This is a genomic window from Streptomyces sp. NPDC006691, from assembly GCF_042869955.1.
Taxonomy (GTDB): domain Bacteria; phylum Actinomycetota; class Actinomycetes; order Streptomycetales; family Streptomycetaceae; genus Streptomyces.
In genome coordinates, this window is record NZ_JBIAGW010000004.1 from 505,990 (window position 1) to 524,985 (window position 18,996).

At 70.3% G+C, this 18,996-nt stretch carries 14 protein-coding genes and 2 pseudogenes; 6 read left to right on the forward strand and 10 right to left on the reverse strand.

All coding sequences use genetic code 11. From position 1 onward, the window contains the following. Positions 1-692: 692 nt before the first annotated feature. From tal to ACFYNP_RS12495, 8 genes and pseudogenes are all read right to left on the reverse strand, one after another. Positions 693-1,799, reverse strand: a pseudogene (tal, locus tag ACFYNP_RS12460) (transaldolase); the annotation flags it as partial. Positions 1,800-2,097: 298 nt separating this feature from the next. Then, complete coding sequence (locus ACFYNP_RS12465; protein WP_388785045.1) at positions 2,098-2,661, reverse strand: dihydrofolate reductase family protein; 564 nt, start codon at positions 2,659-2,661, stop codon at positions 2,098-2,100. Positions 2,662-3,017: 356 nt separating this feature from the next. Further along, positions 3,018-3,878, reverse strand: a complete 861-nt coding sequence (locus tag ACFYNP_RS12470; protein WP_388409861.1) for a hypothetical protein — start codon at positions 3,876-3,878, stop codon at positions 3,018-3,020. A 376-nt stretch (positions 3,879-4,254) separates the two neighbouring features. Next, positions 4,255-5,106, reverse strand: coding sequence for an oxidoreductase (locus ACFYNP_RS12475; RefSeq protein WP_388409858.1), 852 nt, complete (start codon positions 5,104-5,106; stop codon positions 4,255-4,257). 129 nt (positions 5,107-5,235) lie between these two features. After that, a complete protein-coding gene (locus tag ACFYNP_RS12480) occupies positions 5,236-6,111 on the reverse strand; it encodes a helix-turn-helix transcriptional regulator (protein ID WP_388409855.1) in 876 nt (291 codons plus the stop codon). 266 nt (positions 6,112-6,377) lie between these two features. Continuing rightward, positions 6,378-6,560 (reverse strand): annotated as a pseudogene (locus tag ACFYNP_RS12485) (SAM-dependent methyltransferase); the annotation flags it as partial. Between the two features lie 238 nt (positions 6,561-6,798). Further along, positions 6,799-7,728, reverse strand: coding sequence for an aldo/keto reductase family oxidoreductase (locus tag ACFYNP_RS12490; RefSeq protein WP_388785047.1), 930 nt, complete (start codon positions 7,726-7,728; stop codon positions 6,799-6,801). Between the two features lie 267 nt (positions 7,729-7,995). After that, the gene (locus tag ACFYNP_RS12495) at positions 7,996-9,678 is read right to left on the reverse strand and encodes a PucR family transcriptional regulator (RefSeq protein WP_388785049.1); all 1,683 of its coding nucleotides are present in this window, start codon (positions 9,676-9,678) and stop codon (positions 7,996-7,998) included. A gap of 567 nt (positions 9,679-10,245) precedes the next feature. On the opposite strand from ACFYNP_RS12495, the gene ACFYNP_RS12500 reads away from it, so the two are divergent. Next, the gene (locus tag ACFYNP_RS12500) at positions 10,246-11,694 is read left to right on the forward strand and encodes an oxygenase MpaB family protein (protein WP_388785050.1); all 1,449 of its coding nucleotides are present in this window, start codon (positions 10,246-10,248) and stop codon (positions 11,692-11,694) included. Positions 11,695-12,074: 380 nt separating this feature from the next. Continuing rightward, positions 12,075-12,746 (forward strand): DUF4097 family beta strand repeat-containing protein, encoded by a 672-nt coding sequence (locus ACFYNP_RS12505; protein ID WP_388785273.1) that lies wholly within the window; start codon positions 12,075-12,077, stop codon positions 12,744-12,746. A 31-nt stretch (positions 12,747-12,777) separates the two neighbouring features. On the opposite strand, the gene ACFYNP_RS12510 is transcribed toward ACFYNP_RS12505, so the two are convergent. Beyond that, positions 12,778-13,428 (reverse strand): TetR/AcrR family transcriptional regulator, encoded by a 651-nt coding sequence (locus ACFYNP_RS12510; RefSeq protein WP_388785052.1) that lies wholly within the window; start codon positions 13,426-13,428, stop codon positions 12,778-12,780. A 117-nt stretch (positions 13,429-13,545) separates the two neighbouring features. Here ACFYNP_RS12510 and ACFYNP_RS12515 point away from each other — a divergent pair, with 117 nt between their 5' ends. Continuing rightward, complete coding sequence (locus ACFYNP_RS12515; protein ID WP_388785054.1) at positions 13,546-14,241, forward strand: hypothetical protein; 696 nt, start codon at positions 13,546-13,548, stop codon at positions 14,239-14,241. Between the two features lie 113 nt (positions 14,242-14,354). Here ACFYNP_RS12515 and ACFYNP_RS12520 read toward each other — a convergent pair whose 3' ends face one another. Then, complete coding sequence (locus tag ACFYNP_RS12520; protein WP_388785055.1) at positions 14,355-15,479, reverse strand: FAD-dependent oxidoreductase; 1,125 nt, start codon at positions 15,477-15,479, stop codon at positions 14,355-14,357. Between the two features lie 53 nt (positions 15,480-15,532). On the opposite strand from ACFYNP_RS12520, the gene ACFYNP_RS12525 reads away from it, so the two are divergent. From ACFYNP_RS12525 to ACFYNP_RS12535, 3 genes are all read left to right on the forward strand, one after another. Beyond that, positions 15,533-16,225, forward strand: coding sequence for a TetR/AcrR family transcriptional regulator (locus ACFYNP_RS12525; RefSeq protein WP_388409837.1), 693 nt, complete (start codon positions 15,533-15,535; stop codon positions 16,223-16,225). 483 nt (positions 16,226-16,708) lie between these two features. Then, on the forward strand, positions 16,709-17,479 hold the full coding sequence (locus ACFYNP_RS12530) for a dienelactone hydrolase family protein (protein WP_388785057.1): 771 nt from the start codon (positions 16,709-16,711) through the stop codon (positions 17,477-17,479). Positions 17,480-18,022: 543 nt separating this feature from the next. Continuing rightward, the gene (locus tag ACFYNP_RS12535) at positions 18,023-18,922 is read left to right on the forward strand and encodes an oxidoreductase (RefSeq protein ID WP_388785284.1); all 900 of its coding nucleotides are present in this window, start codon (positions 18,023-18,025) and stop codon (positions 18,920-18,922) included. Positions 18,923-18,996: the final 74 nt, after the last annotated feature.

Sequence of the window (18,996 nt, forward strand, 5' to 3'; positions counted from 1 at the left end):
TCCTTCGTCGAATGCGTCGAGTTGGTTCGCGTTGGTCACAAGGGCGGGCTGGTGCACAGGCTCCGTGGGCCGCTCGCCGGTGGACGCGGCTTCGCCGCGGTGGGGGCGGTGACGCGCGGAAGTCCGGGCACGCGCGCCGGCCCCGGCCGACCTCACCGCGGGTGGGAGGGCTGCGGGAGCAGGGCTCGGACGGCTGCCGTGGAGCGCAGTTCCTCCAGGGTGGCGCTCTGCTGTTCGGCGCGGTCCAGCAGGGTGTCCAGGTCGTCGGCGCTGAGGCGTTCGTCGGATTCGGCCAGGATGCGCAGGGTCCGCCAGCAGGCGGCCTTGCCCAGGACTCCGAGGAGCATGGACTCCGCTTCCAGGACATCGCTGAGCGGTGAGCGGGCGAAGAGGTGGCCGTTGGCCTTGAGGCGGCCGGCCTTCTCGGCGAGCCAGCCGATGGCCGCCTTGGACTGGCTCCGGGGCAGATCCAGATCGGCCATGATCGCGGCGAGTGCGTCACGGTCCTCGTCGACCTGCTGGGCGAGTTCGGTCAGGGTCGCGCGGCCGGGCGCGTCGGAGCGCGCTTCCGCGGCTCGGCGGCACAGTTCCAGACCGCTGGTGGCGCCGGTGTAGTGGTCGTCGAGGTAGGTCGCCAGTAGAGCCGCGCTCTCGGAGGGGCCGTCGTCGCCCGCGTCCAGGGGGCCGGCCGCGGAGTGCATTGCGCGCTCCACGCTCTCTCCCAGTTCGGCCCAGCTGTCCTCGAACTTGGCCAGCCCTTCGCGCTCCAGCGTTTCGGTGACGTCCGTGAAATCGACGCCGATGTGACGCAACTGCTCCAAGTGGGCGGCGGCCGCGGCGAAGTCCTCCCCGCTCGGTGCATGGGCGGGGAGGGTGCCGTGGTCGGCGAAGGCGGCGAGCGTGGCCCCGGGCATGGTGTTCACGGTGCCCGGGATGACGAGTTCGCTGACGTACATCGTGTCGGGGTAGGACGGGTCCTTGACTCCGGTGGATGCCCACAGCGGGCGTTGCGGACGGGCTCCGGCCGCGGCGAGGCGTTGCCAGCGGGGTTCTGCGAGCACCTGCTCGTACGCCCGGTGGGCGAGTCGGGCGTTGGCGACCGCGGCCCGTCCCTTGAGTTCGGTCATGCCGAGTGCCTCAAGGCGGCGGTCGACTTCGGTGTCTACGCGGGAGACGAAGAACGAGGCGACCGAGTGGATGTCGGCCAGTTCGTGTCCGGCGGCCCGGGCCTGCTCCAGGCCGCTTTGGTAGGCGTCCATGACCTCGCGGTAGCGCTCCAGGGAGAAGATCAGCGTGACGTTGACGCTGATGCCTTCGGCGACGACGGCGGTGATCGCCTTGAGCCCCTCGCGGGTGGCGGGGATCTTGATGAAGAGGTTGGGGCGGTCGACGGCGTCCCACAGCCTGCGGGCCAGCGCGGCGGTGGCGTCGGCATCCTGCGCCAGCCGGGGGTCGACCTCGATGGACACACGCCCGTCCACGCCGTTGGTGCGCTCGTAGACGCTGCGGAAGGCGTCGCAGCCGCTGCGAACGTCGTCCGTGGTGAGGGCGAAGACCGCGTCATCGACACTGCTGCCCTCGTCGCCCAGGCGGCGCAGCTGTTCGTTGTAGCGGTCTCCCTTGGAAAGTGCGGAGGCGAAGATCGTGGGGTTGGTCGTCACGCCCACGACGTGCTTGTCCGTGATCAGCTTCTTGAGCTCTCCGCCGGCCAGGAGCTCGCGGGAAAGGTCGTCGAGCCAGACCGACACTCCCGCGGCGGACAGAGCGGCAAGTGGACCGGAGCCGACGGGTGCGGACATGCAAAACCTCCTGAACGGGGCGGCGCCGCCCGCGCTGAGGGTGCTTCTCGCCTGGGGCGAGACTGCTGGCGGCGGCGCTCGACACGGTGCTTCCCCCCTCGCGTGCCCGAATCGCCCCGCGACAAGCGCATTAACCGAAATGACAGCGGGTTCGTCTACTGAATGGCGCATCTTCGGGGGAGTGCGGGCGCCACCGGACCGGGCAGCCAAGGGGAGCGGCGGGAGATCGGCCGGCGGCTGGTGTCGGGGGACGACGCGGAGGGCCCTCCGGGCCGCGGTGCCGGGCGGTGCGGCCCGGCTAGCGCGGCACCCGGTAGCGGAGGTGGATCACCTTGGAGCCGAAGGTGCGGGTCTCGACCAGTTCGAGATCCACCCGGCGCTCGTGCTGAGGGAAGAACGGAACGCCACCGCCCAGCAGCACGGGACAGACCCTGGGACGGTATTCGTCGATCAGTCCCAGCGCGGCCGCCTCGGCGGCGAGAGTCGCGCCGCCGATCGCGATGTTGCCGTCCCCCGGTTGGGCCCGCAACCGCTCGATCTCCTGCGCCAGGTCGCCGGAGGCCAAGCGGGCGTTGCCCTGTACCGACGACAGCGTGGTGGAGAAGACCACCTTGGGGAGCGGCTTCCAGACCGCGGCGAACTCACGGGTGGAGAAGCCGAGTGAGGGGTTCTGGTCGACCGTCTCCCAGTACAGCATCGACTCGTACAGGCGGCGTCCCAACAGGTGGACCCCGGCCCCGCGTACCTCGTCAGTGGCGAAGCGAAAGACTTCCTCGTCGGGCGTCGTCCAGTCGACGCCGCCGTCCGGCCCGACGATGAAGCCGTCCAGCGAGATGTTCATGGAATAGGTCACGCTGCGCATGGGAGGCCCTCCTCGGCACAGGTCCGACACTACGGCGGTCGGACGCCTAGGGACTGGTCGCGGCGCGCCGGATCCTGTCGGTCGGGTGCGGCTCGGCAGGCACGGGGCCGGACCGAACCCCGGACTGGGCGGGGCCGGCCCCGGACTGGGTGGGACCGAACCCCGGCCGTCGACCGGATCGCCTACGGAATTCATCCGCTGTGGTGGCGGCCGGGCAATCCTGCGCCGAAGCGCAGAAGTGCAGAAGAAGGGGGCCTCTCGCCGGGCGACCCGTCAGCGGGCCCGACCCGTAGTAGGCCGTCCCGTCGGCTCCGACCTCGTCGCATCACACGCTGGTTCCTTGGCACACCCGTGCCTCATCGTCGGGCGAAGACTCCCGGGGGGAACGCCCCTGCCGACAGAGCCTGGCCCGTGAGGCGTACTCCGATCGCCGTCAGACGCTCAATCCCACGTTCTCCAAGGTGTTCGTAGGGTGCCGCAGCCAGCCGATCGGTCATCTCCTCCACCTCGTGGCGCAGTTCGACGCCGCGCGGGGTCAGGGATCCCTCGGCATCGAGCAGGCCGCGGTCGCGCAGCCGCTCCTGTGCCGCCTCCCACTGCTGCTCGCTCCAGCCGCGGCTGGAGCGAGCGAACTCCGCCGTGAAGCCGTTGCCGGTCGCGGTGTGACTGACCAGTGCCTCCGGGCCGTCGAGTCCCGCCGCCGACAGGGCCACCAGGTGGCCATCGCCGCGGTGCTCCCGCAGCAGGGTGATGGCGTGCCACAGGGCCAGGTGTGGCTGGGCCGGCGTGGACAGCGCGGCGTGCGCCGCGTACAGCGGCCGGCCCGCGGCCCCGCACGCCTCGGCAGCCGTGCCGGCCAGCTCGGCGGCTTCCGCCACCTCGGGATCCTCGGCGACGGCCGCGCCCAGGAGGCGACGCAAGGAGGCGTCCGCAGCCGCCAGTCGGGCGCCGAGCACCGCTTCCGGTGAGGCCAGTTGCCAGGCGCGCGGCAGGTGACGGGCCACCAGGGTCGGGCTGAAGTTGTAGAACGTGGCGGCCACCACGCCCGCTCCGACGGCCCCCATCGCCGCCGCGCGACCCGCGAAGTAGGACATGCGGCCCGCTTCGAGGCCGACCGCGGTGAACTCGCCTTCCGCTTCTGGAGCGAAGTAGATCTGGGAGTGCAGGGGATTGAGGGAGTCGTGGCAACGCTTGCCCAGGCGGGGGAGTGAGGTCATCTCGGCAGCCTAGTCTCACGACCCGCGAACGGACCGGGCCGCGGCATGGACTGGGCCGCGGCATGGACCGGTCCGCGGCCCGGCGAGGCGGCACGGAGCGGGCGGCCCGGGAAGCATCGCATCCCGCGTCGCGACATCTTGGCCCAGCTGCCGATCACTGACCGCCCCCTTTTGCACCGGATGCACCGGGTGCTTCAGAACGAGATCATCGCCCCGGTCTGTGCTTGGCGAGGCGCCAGGAAACGTCCGGGCGTTCACCGAGGAACGTCCGCCGACCCGGCAAGGCCGCCGGCCCGCGAGCGAGGCGCCCGGTGGCGACCGATCCGGACGCGGCGCTTGCGCCGAACGGCCTGTCGGGCCGGCGAACTGCCCGGTATCAGGCGGCAGTTACTCCTCCCTCGGCGGAGTCGGTGGAGCGGCTGAGTTCCTCCCAGGCGTCGAAGTCGTCCTGGACGCGTTGGCGCCCGGCGCTGACCAGGCGGAGGGCGTCCGAGCCGAGCAGGACATGCACGGGAGGCTTCTCCGCGTCCAGGAGCGTGAGGATGGCGTCCCCCGCGCGATCGGGGTCACCGATGCCCTGACCCGCGAGGGCCTGGCGGCGGGTCCGGATCGGATCGAACAGCGCGTCGTAGTCGGCGATGCTGCGCGGTGCGCGGACCAGTGACCGGCCCGCCCAGTCGGTCTTGAACGCGCCGGGAGCCACGGCGGTGACCCGCACGCCGAACTGGGTGACCTCCTGCGCGAGGGTGTCGGTGATGCCCTCCAGGGCGTGCTTGCTGCCTTCGTAGAAGGCCAGACCGGGGAAGGTGGTGTGCCCGCCCATCGAGGTGATGACGAAGATGTGGCCGCCGCGCCGTTCCCGCATGCCGGGCAGGACCGCTTTCACGGTCGCTACCGTGCCGAAAACATTGACCTCGAATTGGCGGCGCAGTTCGGCCATCGAAGACTCTTCGAAGGTGCCTTCGAGCCCGTAGCCGGCGTTGGCCACGAGCACGTCGATCGGGCCCAGTTCCGCTTCGACGGCCCGCGCTGTGGGGTCGATCCGGTCCGTGTCGGACAGGTCGAGGAGGAACGCCCGGGCGCGGTGGGGGTGCAGTGCCTGGAAGGCCCGCGCGTGCTGTTCGGTGCGCACGGTGCCCGCGACCCGGTGCCCCGCCGCCAGGGCTCGTCGGGCGATGGCGAGGCCGAGGCCGGTGCTGACGCCGGTGATCAGGAATGTCTTGCTCACTGCGGGTCTCCTTGCGTGGATGTGTGCCGGGCCGCGGGACGTGCGTGGGCACGGCGGCATCGGCCCGCGGGGAAGGGCGGGCCGTGGCTGTGTGGAGTGGTTGATGTGGGGCGCCGGTTCGGGCGGTGATCAGGACCCGGCGGCGGTGTCCCGGGTGGTGGCGGTGGCGGGTCCGCTGCCCCAGCTGGCCAGGAGGCGCAGACGCTCTTCGGCCGGGGAGCCGGAGGGCGCACAGTAGACGACCAGCGACTGGCCCGGTTCGGCGACCGAGGTGAAGATCTCGTACTGCAGTTCCAAATCGCCCACGACAGGGTGGCGGAGGCGTTTGAGGCCGGTGCTGCGCTCCTTGACGCGGTGCTCCGACCACCACGCCGGGAACTCGGGTGAGCGCATCAGCAATTCGCCGATCAGGGTGGCGATGCGCTGGTTGCGCGGCTGGGCGGCGGCGGCCAGCCGCAGTCCGTGCACGTAGTCGCGGGCGACGCGTTCCCAGTCGCACCACACCAGGCGGGCACGCGGATCCAGCAGCGTCCAGCGCGCCATGCTGCGTTCCCGGCGCGGCAGCTCGGCCACATCGGGGAAAAGCAGCGCCCACAACCTGTTGCCCCCGACGACAGTGAGGTTCCGGTCGCTGACGAAAGCCGGAGCGAGATCCATCGACTCCAGCACCTGCCGTAGCGCCGGTCGTAGCCGTGACGACTGCTCGGCCCGGCTCCTGTGCCCGGCCGTGGTGCCCGCGAGGGCGAACAGATGCCGCCGCTCGATGTCGTCGAACCGCAGCGCGTCGCAGAGGGCGTGCAGTACCTGCTCGGACGGCTGCCTGGCCCGGCCCTGCTCCAGCCGGGTGTAGTACTCGGTACTCACCCCGGCCAGCTGCGCGACCTCACCGCGCCGGAGGCCGGCGACCCGGCGCCCGGCGCCGAATTCGACCGGCAGACCGGCCTCGTCCGGAGTCAGTCCAGCACGGCGGGCCCGCAGGAAGTCACCCAAGTCGTTAGTGCCCATGCGGCAAGTCTGCTGTTCGCCCCGCCGATCACCAAGGGGGTGGCTGGCCCTGCCAGTACTACGCAGGACCGCCCAGTACCACGGAGGATCGCCCAGTACCACGGAGGATCGCGCAGTACTCCGCACCAGGTCGTGCGGCTCCGCACCAGGTCCTGCGACTACGTGTCGGCGGAGGTGCTCGGCACCCGGGCTCGTTGGCAGTGCACGAAGAGGTGCGGTTCCGGTTCGGCGCCGGGGCGGGACGGCGTGAACATCAGGGCTTGCTCGCCGAAAACCTCGTGCCCCGCGGCGGCGAGCGCCTCCGCGGTGGGCCGGCCCGTCCCGCTGCCGACGTCCAGCACCCGGCTCCGGGGGGCCAACTCGCCGAGCAGCCACCGCAACGACGCCTGGTGCGCCTCGGAACCGGCGAACGCCTTCTCATAGGCGATTCCCAGCACGTCGAACAGCACCCGCTCAGGCTGGTGCGAACTGCGATCCTCATCGTTCACGTCGACTCCTCCGGTCCCTTCCACGTGTCCTGTCCACGTGTCCTGCCGATCCCCTCCATGCTCTCGGTCGCGAACCCTCCGGTACAGAGACGGGGGACGCGGACGGGATGGAGCCGCCGACGCGGGCAGTGACGGCGAGGAGTGCCTTGCCGTCACCGCCCGCCCGCATCTGACATGGAGCCCCGCGATGGGCGGCCGCTCAGGGAAGCGTGTGGCCCGCGGCGCTGAAGAGGCGGTACCACTCCTCGCGGGTGAGCGGGATGTCCGAGCCCGCCGCGGACTCGGCCACCCGGCCCGGATTGGTGGTGCCCAGCACTACCTGCATGTTCGCCGGGTGACGGGTGATCCACGCGACGGCGATGCCCGTCGGAGTCACCCCGTGGGCCGCCGCCAGTTCGTCGAGGGCGGAGTTGAGTTCCGGGTAGTGCTCGACATCGCCGATGAAGACCCCGTCGAAGAACCCCTTCTGGAACGGCGACCATGCCTGGAGCGTGATGCCGTGCACCCGCGCATAGTCGAGCAGTCCGTTGTCGCGGTCGAGTGACTGGTCGAGCCCGCCCATGTTCGCCGCGATACCCGTGGCGATCAACGGGCAGTGGGTGATGCTCAGTTGCACTTGATTGGCCACCAGCGGCTGCCGTACCGCGGTCTTGAGGAGCTCGATCTGGCCGGGCGTGTGGTTGGAGACCCCGAAGTTCACGACCTTGCCCGCCGCGTGCAGCTCGTCGAAGGCCTCAGCCACCTCGGCGGGCTCGACGAGGGTGTCGGGACGGTGGAGCAGCAGGACGTCGAGGTAGTCGGTGCGCAGGGCCGCGAGTGACTCCTCGACCGTGCGCACGATGTGCTCCTTCGAGAAGTCGAAGAAGCCGGGCCGGATGCCGACCTTGCTCTGGATGACGATCTGCTCGCGCTCGGCGGCGGAGAGCTTCACGGCCTGTCCGAAGCGTTCCTCGCAGGCGTGACGCGAAGGCCCGTAGATGTCGGCGTGGTCGAAGGTGTTGATCCCGGCGTCCCGCGCGCTGCCGTAGAGGGTTCGGATGTTCTCGTCCTCAAGTGCGGCGATACGCATCAGGCCCAGGACGACGTTGGAGGACCGCAGTTCGGTCTGGGGGAAGGCGATGGTCTTCATGGAGACCATCCTGTCCGACTCCCTCCGCCACCGCTCCCCGCCCCGGCCGACATATGGACGTGGCGCTGAACAAGGCCGGTCATCGGGACATGCCGGTCGTGGTGACGGAGAAGGATCCCGCCGTCGGCCGGCACGCCGGGATGATCCCGCCTTCGGCCGGCACGCCGCGCCGGAGATCTGCGAGGGCCGGTCGGCCGGGGCGCCACCCGACACCTGTGCCGATCTCCCTGCCCCGCCAAGTATCCGCCGCTGAACCCGGCCTCGCTGTCAGGCCGTTGGCGAAGTGGGGCCGGTTCCCTCGGAGCGGGCCCTGCCACCGCCCAACGGCATCAGACGCAACTGGAGCATGGCGGCGAACCGCGCGGAGGGGTCCTGAAGGTCGATCTGACCCACCTCGGCGACCCGGCGGATGCGGTAGCGAAAGGTGTTGGGGTGGACGAACACGTTGGCGGAGGCGGCGCCGACGTCTCCGAAGGCGTCCAGCCAGGCGCGCAGCGTCTCGACGAGATGGGCGTTGTGCTTGGCGTCGTACGCCGCGAGGCGGGCGAGCGGGCCGGAGAGCTCATCGCGGTTGCTGATCGCCAGGTCGCGCATCTCCAGCATGAGGGCGTCGACGTACACGTCGGCGATCGCCGCGACGCGCGGGAGGCCCCGGCCGCTGAAAAGCACGCGCAGGGTGCGGTCGGCGTTGGCGCGGGAGCGCGCGAGCGCTGCCGGTTCCAGAGCCACCGACCCGATGCCGATGACGGCGCCCGTCCGGTCGCCGGTGCGCTCAAGGAAGTTGGAGGCGACCTGGCAGGCGCGTTCGCGCACGCGGGGGCTGTCCCCGGCCACCGGGAACAGCGCGTAGGCCACGTCGCCGAGCAGGGCCACGGCGGACCGGGGCTGGACGGCGCTGAGATGCACGGCCAGGGCCGCGGCCAGACGTTGGTGCTCCGCGGTGGTGTGCGCGTGGTCCGCGCCACGGCCCGGGGGCAGGCCCAGGGCCATGACCAGGGTCGGCTCGCCGGCCAGGCCCAGGCGGCCCAGCGCCGCGATGGCCCCGGCGCCGCCTTCCAGCGCGGTCGCCACCAGGTCGGCACGCAGCCGGTACTCGGCGTCGGTGCCGGCCCGGAAGCGGAGCATGTGCAGCGCGGCGAGATTGGCCGCCTCCAGGAAGGCCGCCTCGCGCTCGCGGGTCAGCGGCTCGCGCACGGCCGCCCACACCGAGCCGAGGATCTCGTCCCCGGCCCGAACCGCCACCGCGACCCGCGGCAACGCCACCTCGTCCGCCACCGTCGGCGCCGGCACGTGCACCAGGCCCTCGCTGCGGTAGAGCTCCTTGAACACGCCGTGCTCCTCGTGGAGGCGCAGATACCGCTCGGGCACCTGACGGGCCAGGATGCTCTCCACCCGGACAGCGTCGGCTTCGTCCTGCCCGCCGGAGAAGGCGAGGATCCTGGAGCGCCGGTCCTCGATGGTGACCGGAGCGTCGAGCAACGTGCCGATGGCATTGGCCAGGGCGAACAGATCGCCGGACGGCACCCCGCCCAGGGTGTGCCCCGGGGCCTCGCCGACATCTCCCTCGGACAGCAGCGTCCGCAGCATGGCAGCCAACTGGGCCCAGGACGCCCCGCGCGTCAGAGCCAGCAGCGCCACCCCGGTCTCGGCCACTGCCCGCTCAAGACGGGCCGCATGGTCGACCGGGCCCCGGACCACGAGGGCCGCTGCGCCATGCGGCCGGAGGCCGTACAGGACCTCGGCGATCTCTTCCGCGCCGCGGACGCCGGTGCCGAGGACGATCGCGTGCGGCGGGTAGTGCTGCTCGTCGTGCGGATCGTGAATGCCGACGCCGCCGATCTCGACGGCCCGCTCCCAGTCGCCGTACAGCAGATCGAGGAGCGTGGAGCCGAGGTCCGCGACCACCCGGCTGAGACTCCTGGCGGAGTGCGTCGACATGTGCCTGATCATCTCCGCAGGTTAGGGCCGCGAAAGCCCCCGGAATTCGTATGCGCGGACGAGAATACGTCAGGCGTCCGTTGGGATGGACGAACCGGGATCTCGCCCGCCGCTGCTCGATGACGACTGCCGCGCCCTGCACGACGTCGCCCCATTCGCCGCTGGAAAGCCATTCGCCCGCTGGAAAGCCGCCCCGCCGCCGAGGTGCGAGGCAGCCGATACCGAGCCGGCGACGCTCGAAACCTGCGATGTTCGAACGTCTGATGTTCGGAGGGTGGTGTCCACGAACGCATCCGTGCAGCGAGCAGGTCGGCGAGCCTGGCCTCGCCTCTCGTGGACAGCCGGCCTCCGTTCGCATGTCGAAGCAGGTGGATGGGTGGTGGGGACGCGGATTCAGGCCCGGATGGGGCCGGCACGTACGTCCGCGACTTGGGCGCTTCTCGGACGGGTGAACTCGGGAACGCGGCCGCTTCCCCATCCCTGTAAGGCAGTTGGGCCGGGCGGTCGTTCTGGATCATCACTCTTCCGGTCGTCCATCCCCGGCTCATTCCTGTGCACGTGCTTCGAGGAGACGTTCCCTTGGTCACCGCTGATCTTCCTGGTCCTGAATCGCTGCTGCGCCGCACCCTGGGGGAGTGGCGGATCGGGCTGGTGGCATGGCGGCTGCTGGTTCTGCAGACCGCGGACCCGGCGGTCGCCGCCGGCATGACCAACTTCTCCACCTACCGCGCTCACCCGTGGCGGCGCATCGAGCACACCATGGACAGCGGGAAGCGGCTGTTCTTCTCCGACCGTGAAGGGCTGCGCCGCGAGGTCGCCCGGCTGGAGCGCACACACCGGCGCCTGGCAGGGACCGACGAGCAGGGCAGGCCGTTCACCGCGACGGATCCGGCGGTGCGGGTGTGGGTACTTGTCACCCTGTACGAGTGCATGACGGCGATGCGGGAGCTCTCCGGACATCCGCTGACGGCCTCTGAACTGGACCTGATGTACGCCGAGTTCCGTGCCGTGTGCAGTGAGTTCGACCTGCCCGACGACCTGTTCCCGGCCACGGCCGCCGACGTGCCGGCATACGTGGACCGGACGATCCGCGAGCGTCTTGAGTACGGCGAACCCGTGCGCTATCTGCTCTTCGACATGCTCCGCGAAGCATCCGCACCCCGCCGCCTGGGCCGCCTGACGCCGGCCTGGCCGCTGGTGCGCACGCTGGCCGCGCACGTGATCGGGGCGCTGACCGTCGCGGACCTGCCGACGGCGTTCCGTGAGCGCTTCGGCTTGGTTCGCACCCGCCGCGCGGCCCTGCTCTCCTTCCTCCTGCACCGCGGGATGCGGGTGCTGATGAACGCCCTGCCGGAGCACCGCCGCTACCGCACCCCCCTGACGGGCATTCCCTCGGCGTTGCCACTTGCCTCCACCGCCTCCGGCGACCCGACTTCCGTGCCGGACGCGGGCCCTGCCCGGGTTCCCGCACCCCGCCGCCGCAAGGGCGCGGATTCCCGTGCGGTGCGTCTGCGGGCCTTCTTCCGCCAGGTCCTGGACCAGACCGGTGACGGGCGGATCACCTCGGCCGATCTGCAGGCCATGGCGCACAATGTGTGCTGGCCGCTCGAACTCGGCCCGGAGCGGGAAGCCCCTGTCTATGCCGCCTTCGAGACCTGGTGGCAGCAGCTGCGGACCAGTATGGATGCCGATGCGGACGGACAGGTGAGCTGCGAGGAGTTCGTCACGGCCATGCTCGCCGGCATCGACGCGAGCCCGGTCTTTCTTGAGCAGGGACTGCATGTCGCTATGCGGGCGGTCTTCCACGCGGTGGACAGCGACGGCAGCGGACACCTGTGCGCCGACGAATACCGCACGATCTTCGGCGGCTCGCGGGTGCACCCCGCCGAACTCAACCATGGCTTCCGCCAGCTCGACCACGATGGAGACGGCCGCATCACCGAAGAGGAGTTCGTCCAGGCGTTCACCGACTTCTTCACCGCCCGCTCCGACAGCACAGCGGGAAGCCAACTCCTCGGACGGCCCTAGCGGAGCCGGCGGGGCCCGTGGCGCACATGCCGGGCGCGGCAACCGTCGAGCCGCCCCACTCCGCCTCGGCACAGCACCCCACCTCGATGACGTCGTCCGTCATGTGTGGCGCACGTGACGACAGCAGTTGGTCGGCTTCCTCCGGCGGTGCGGTCCGTGCCGCCTCGACGTGAACACGGTGGCTGTCCGGACGCCTGCCGGACAAGAGAAGGCTCGCGAGGACGGGACCGGTGCATCGCGGTGGCCGCCTCTGGTTGAAGCGGGTTGAAGCCGGCTGAAACCGTGGTAACGCCCTGTTGAAACCGGCTCGGCGCACTGTCTTCATCAACGCGGCGGACAGCCGCCGCGCCGGAGACAACGAGTCGCAGGAGACCACCGTGATGCAGAAGTTCGCCACCACCGCCCCGATCGCCGTCATCCTCGACGTCCCCGCCGGGCGGGTCCGGATCGTCGCCGCCGACCAGGCGCACACCACCGTCGCGGTGAAGGCGGCGGACCCCGCCAAGAGCCGTGATGTGAAGGCGGCGGACCACACCACGGTCCGCTATGACCACGGGGTCCTGCGCATCGAGGCCGCACCGGCGGGGAACCAGTACTTCGGCTCCTCGGGTGCCCTCGATGTGACGGTCGAAGTTCCCGCCGGCTCGCGGATCGAGGCGAGGACGGCCAGTGCGGAGTTGCGTACGGTCGGGCGGCTGGGCGATGTCGTGTTCGACGGCGCGCACGGCACGGTCGAGCTGGACGAGACGGCGGGCCTGCGCCTGGGTGTCCACGCCGGGGATGTCTCGGTCGGTCGCCTGGCGGGGGACAGTGAGATCCGGGTCGCCTCGGGCGACATCACCATCGCCGAGGCGCAGCACGGCACGCTCAAGCTCCGTACCGAGTCCGGCAGGATCACGGTCGGTGCCGCCCGGGGAACCTCCGCGACCCTGGACGCGGGCACCTCCCACGGCCGCATCCACAATGCCCTCACCCACACGGAGGGTGCCGCTGCGGTCCTGAACATCCACGCGACCACGGCCAGCGGCGACATCACCGCCCGCACCCTGTAAGGCACATCCTGACGGCGACGGCGCGGTCCGCTCAGGGTTGGGCGGGGTGGCGACGGCCGGGCGTCAGGAGGTAGGCGATCGCCATGTCGCTGAGTTCGTCCGCGTACGTGCGCGTGGCCGCATCGCCGGTGACGGGGTCGGGGCGTACGGAATTGTGGAAGCAGGCCCCCAGGATTGCGCGGGCCACGGTGTCCAGTGCCGTTCGGGGGTCGGAGCGCCGGATCTCCTCGGCATAGGGGGCCGCCGCTTCCAGCAGGAGCCGGTGGATCTCGGTGATGGTGCGGGCGCCGCGGTCCAGGGACTTGGCGCCTCGCGTGCGCAGCAACTCGGGGAACAGGTTGCTGCTGTCGCTGAACGATCGCAGCAGGGCGTGCGCGTAGGCGTCCATGACGCCCGTGAGCGAGGGCTCGGCCGCACGCAATCGCTCCGCGACGTACTCTTCGCGCCGTTCGAGCATCCGCTCGCTCAGGGCAGTGATCAGCTGTTCCCTGTCCTGGAAGCGGCGGTAGAGCGTGCCGACGGCGACGCCCGCACGTTCCGCGACGCCGGTCATCGTCATGTCCTCAAGGCCCGACGAGGAGGCGATTTCCTCGGCGGCCCGGAGCACGCGAGCCAGCGTCGCGGCGCTGCGCGCCTGCCGGGGCTCCCGGTAGAGCGCTGGACGGTCTGGGTCGTCGGTCATGCCAGGCATGGTAGCCGCGGGGGCCTGACCTGGTGTTTTTGACAAGTGATGCATCCTCGGGGGTACCTTCCTTATGCGAATGTGAATTCACATTCGCATCATTCAGGAGGTTGGATCATGACCGACAAGCAGACTTCTCCGCCCGTGACCGTGACGCTGGAATCGGGGCCCACCGGATCGGGGAGCATCGACGACTTCGAGCTGTTCTATGCCCGCCGCGCCCTGGACCGCTTCCGGACGCTGCTGGGACGCCAGGGGCTTCTCGACCTTCTGGCCGCGGACATCGAGAAGGGCAACGCCTTCCTGCGCGAGAGTGCGCGGACGTCCGACGGCAGGTTCAAGGCAGGCACCACCGTGCTCGCGGTCAAGGGCCTGACCTCGGGTGCCTTCCTTGCCTGGATGGACAAGGCGTTCGCGGGTGACGAGAGCGCCCTGCTCGCAGCGCACCCCGAGCACTACGTGATGGGCACCGATGACATCGGAGCCCGCGTGGTCGAGAACATCGGCCCCCACGTCTGCTCCTTCTACATGGGCGGCTGGGGCACCGACGCCATGGCCTGGGCCGAGGACGCGCAGGAGCTCCTCCCGGAGTCCGAGTTTCCGCGCAAGATGTCCTCGAACCTGTTCCTGGCCGACGGCACGGTCGTGGGGCGGGCGCTGATCCAGTTCGGTGACACCGCTGAGGGCTTCACGGCGAACCTGACGGTCTACTTCCCCGTCATGTGCCCGGACGAGGTTGTCGACCACCACCTGCGGCACTACGCCGTCGAGTTCAGGAACTGGATCGTCGCCGCGGCGGCAGCCCGAGCCTGAGATCCGTAATGGCCGCCGAGTCTCATCGCCCGTGCAGCCGACCGGTGTTGGGCCGCCCCGGCGAGGGGTGGCCGCGTCGACGCGCGATGCGAACCCGGTATCGCGCCGGACGGTCAGGACGGCTGGACTTGGTCGAAGACGGCAATGGCTTCGGCGGGGTCCGCGCTCACGAGGCGCTCCAGACCGGCTGTCGTGATCTTCGCCCACCTGGCGGCCCGCGCCCACATGCGCTCCTCGAAGGCGCGGACCGCCTCGTCCAGGTTCTCGCGGCTTGAGGCGATGGACTCGGCGAGTTCGGCGCCTTCCAGCATCGCGAGGTTGGCGCCCGCGCCCAACGGGGGCATCAGGTGGGCGGCGTCGCCCAGGAGCGTCACGCCGGGGACATGGGTCCAAGTGTGGGACACGGGCAGTACGTAGAGGGGGCGGTGGACGAACGCGTCGCCGTGGTGGAGGAGGTCGAGAAGGGGAGCGGCCCAGCCGTCGAACCGTGCCAGCAGGCTGGACCGGACGGCATCGGCATCGGCCAAGTCGAGGTTCAGCTCCTCGTGCCAGTCCCGCGGCGCGCGGAACTTGGCGTACACCCTGACGTGGCCGCCGCTGTTGCGCTGCGCGACGAGAGCGCGGTTCACGCCGTACACGGCCATGGAGCCGTCGCCGACCAGTCGGGCAAGATCGGGGTGGCGAGTGTCGACGTCGTTGAGGAACGTCTCTACGTAGGTGACGCCGGTGTAGTGCGGGGTCGCGGTTGAGACGGCCGGGCGGACCCGGGACCAGGCGCCGTCCGCGCCGATGACGAGGTCGAAGCTCTCTTGGCGCCCATCCGCGAAGTGGAGCAGTACGCCGTCGCCGGTCCCCGGCGTCACTTCGGTGACGTCGCGCCCCCACTGGACGTCGAGCGGGCCGAGTAGCAGGTCGCGGAGTTGACCCCGGTCGATCTCGGGATTGGCACGCTCGTCCGGGTCGGGATGCCAGTCGCGGAGGACGGTCCCGTCGGTGTCGAGGATGCGCATGGCCTGCCCCTCTGGGCGGGACAGCACCTGGAACTCCGCCAGCAGGCCGGCCTTCTCCAGCGCGAGTTGGCCCAGACCCTCGTGCAGGTCCAGGGTGCCGCCCGGGGGCCGTGCGTGGGGCGCGGGATCACGCTCCATCACAGCGACGGAGTGACCGTGGCGGTGCAGTACACGTGCGAAGGTGAGCCCGGCCGGGCCGCTCCCGACCACGGCGATACGATGTCTCATAGCGATACACTGTATTTCTCCCTGACGACGCCTCGCAAGAGAACGGTGTGACCATGACTGTGTGGGACCGCCCGGAGCCACCGACTCCGCCCGTGCCGCTCGACAGGAGGCGGATCGTCGCCGCCGCCGTCGCGCTTGCCGACGAGGGCGGTCTGGAGGCGGTGTCGCTGCGGAAGGTCGCGGCGCAACTCAACGCCGGCCCGATGCGGTTGTACGGATACATCTCCACCAAGCAGGAACTGCTCGATCTCATGCTCGACGAGGTCCACGCAGAGATCCTCCCGAAGGAGCAGCCAGGTGACTGGCGCGCGGCGCTGTGCGCCCTCGCCCACCGGACCAGGCAGGCCGCACTTCGACACGTATGGCTGGCCGACCTGCTCGGAGGCCGTCCGACCCTGGGCCCGAACGGCCTTGCCGTGACCGAGGCCAGGCTGGCCGCCCTCCACGGGCTCGCCGACATCGACACCGTCATGCGTGCCGCGGAGACCGTCAGCGCGTACTGCACCGGCGCGATCCGACGAGAGGTCGCCAACCTGCGGGCCGAGCGCACCACGGGTCTTTCCAAACGCGATTGGCAGCGCGCCCACGGCCCGCATGTGACGCGCATGTTGGCCACGGGCCGATTCCCGGCGCTGGCCGAAGCCGTGCACGAGGGCACGGACGTGGAGGCCGAGGAGTCCTTCACGACCGGCCTGGACTGGGTCCTCGACGCCGTCGCCGCCAAGCTGGACCCGCCGCAGGCGTGACGCTTCGGCCAGGGACGGCCGCCGGAACTTCTCCCAGGACATCCGCGGGGCGCTGCCACCGCTGGTGCCGGGTGCTTCCCGGGGCTCGCCGTCCGGTGCTTCCCGGGGCAAGCCGCCGCGAAGAGCCGCCACGCTGCTCCGCCTGGCGTCGACGCTGCGGGAGAGCTTGGGCATCTCAGGCCGCGTCGAACTACCGCAGGACGATGGAGTGCAGGACGGTGCCGTGCCCCCGCTCCGTCGCCGAGCCACGCGAGCGCGGACTCTGTGATGGCGTGTTCCAGCTCGCTCAACGCGTTGAGCTCCGCCAGCGCGTCGAGCTCGGCCAACGCATCGAGCCGGGCCAATGGGCAGGGGGACCGTCGGCGCCACGCCCGGGAACACGTCCACCACCTCACGGTTGCGCCGGGGGCGATGGATTAGGCAGTTCCGTTTGGTGAAAGGGTGGAGTACGAAAGCCCATTTCGCTGAAGGAAGGATGCGGATATGACGGCCGTACGAGGCAGCGCTGTCGAAATCCCGACGCAGGATGGCATGGCGGACGCATACTTCGTCCACCCCGAGGGCGACGGGCGCCACCCTGCGGTGCTGCTCTATCAGGACGCGTTCGGTCCACGCCCGGCTCTGAACGCGATGGCCGACCGGCTGGCCGCCGAGGGCTACGCCGTGCTGGTGCCCAACGTCTTCTACCGCCAGGGCCGCGCTCCGCTGGTGCCGCTCCCCGAGCACATCGACCACGACAACCGCGGTGCGCTGTTCGCCACGCTGATGCCACTGATGCAGAGCCTGACACCGGACCTGGTCGTTGCCGACGCACACGCCTACCTTGGCTGGCTCGCCGACTGCCCGCAGGCAGCCGACGGACCGGTCGGCATCACCGGCTACTGCATGGGCGCCCGGCTCGGCCTGTACACCGCGGGCTCCTACCCGGACCGGGTGGCCGCGCTCGGCGGTTTCCACGGCGGCCGTCTCGCGACGGACCAGCCCGACAGCCCTCACCTGGCGGTCGCCACGATGACGGCGGAGGCGTATTTCGGCCACGCCGATCAGGACGGTTCGATGCCCCCCGAGCAGCAGGAGCTCCTGGAGAAGGCGCTCACCGAGGCCGGTGTCACCCATCGCTGTGAGGTGTACGCGGGCGCCGGCCACGGTTACACCCAGTCCGACACCTCCGAATTCGACGCCGAGGCGACGGAACGTCACTGGACCGCCCTTCTGGACCTGTTCGCCCGGACTCTGCGGGTTGACGGCTCCTGATCGTCCCCCTCATCCCCCTACTCCAGCTCATCCCCCCACTCCAGAGACCGGGAGTGGGGGCGGCCGCCCGCTCTGGAAAAGCGCGGGGGCGGGGTCAGGCGGCTGTCCGGCGTGCCGGACGGGTCGAGACGGGGTGACGTTTTGCGGTAGCACCTGCGGACCTGCGGCGCGCGCGGGAACCTGTACGAGCCGTCACGTGGTCCCCCTCCCGGCCATGCCCGTCGACCGAGGCGCTCAACTCGCGCCGACCGCAGGGCCTTTACCCCATAGAGACTTGCCACGTCCGGGCACGTAACGTCGCCCACCTCCGCGCTGCCATCGGGGCCGCTCGCCCCATCGGGCCGCGCGCGTGCACCGAGCGCACGAGGTGTAAGCGACACCATTGACAACCGTGGCTTCCGTACGTGAATTCCCCTTTCCGGTATGACATTCCTCCACCATCAGCAGCCTTCTCGCCACGGGTTTCGCCTGGGCATACTCCATCCCTGTTCCGCCTCAAATCATCGATGAGCGCGGGCTGTTGCGAAGGGGCTGATGGAAGAGATGACACGGGAGACGGTCTCTGCGGGGAGCGCGGGCACCTGGCAGCTGGGGGACCTCACGGTCAACCGGATCGGATTCGGTGCCATGCGCTTGACCGGCAGGGCCGCATTCCACCAGGGCGTCGCACGTGACCGAAGCCGAGTCATCGGCGTACTGCGCCGTGCGGTGGAACTCGGCGTCAACCACGTCGACACCGCGGCGTTCTACTTCTCGCGGCTGCGCTCTGCCAATGAGCTGATCAATTCGGCACTGGCTCCGTACCCGGACGACTTGGTGATCGCCACCAAGGTCGGTCCCGCTAGGGACGCGTCCGGTGAGTGGACGACCCCGGCCCGGCCCGATCAGCTGCGGGGCCAAGTCGAGGAGAATCTGCGTCAGTTGGGCCGCGAATACCTCGACGTGGTCAACCTCCGTCGCATGGGCCAGGACTCGATCAGCGAGCACTTCGGGGCCCTCGCGGAACTGCGGGATGCCGGGCTCATCCGCCACCTCGGTATCTCGGACGCTCGCCCCGCCCACCTGGCCCAAGCCCAAGCGATCGCACCCGTGGTGTGTGTCCAGAACTCCTACGGCATAGATTCACGCGCCAGCACCGAAATGCTCCACACGTGCGCAGCACAAGGCATCGCGTTCGTCCCCTTCTTCTCCATCGCCGGCGAGGGCCGCGAAGCGGGCGCCACCCACACCGAGAGGGAACAGATCCTTGCCGTCGCCCGTGCGCACGGAGTGTCGCCGGCGCGGGTACGTCTGGCATGGGTCCTGCGGCAGGGCCAACATGTCCTGGCCATACCCGGAACGGGCAACCCGGACCACCTCACCGACAACCTGGCGGCGGGCGCACTGTGTCTGACGGAGGAAGACGTCGAAGTGCTCGATTCGATCAACTGCGCCGCACCCTGACACCGACCGCCAGCAACTGCGTGAGCAGATTCAGCAGCGGTCGCGCTCAGAGAAAGAGAGCCGACGCCGGAGTG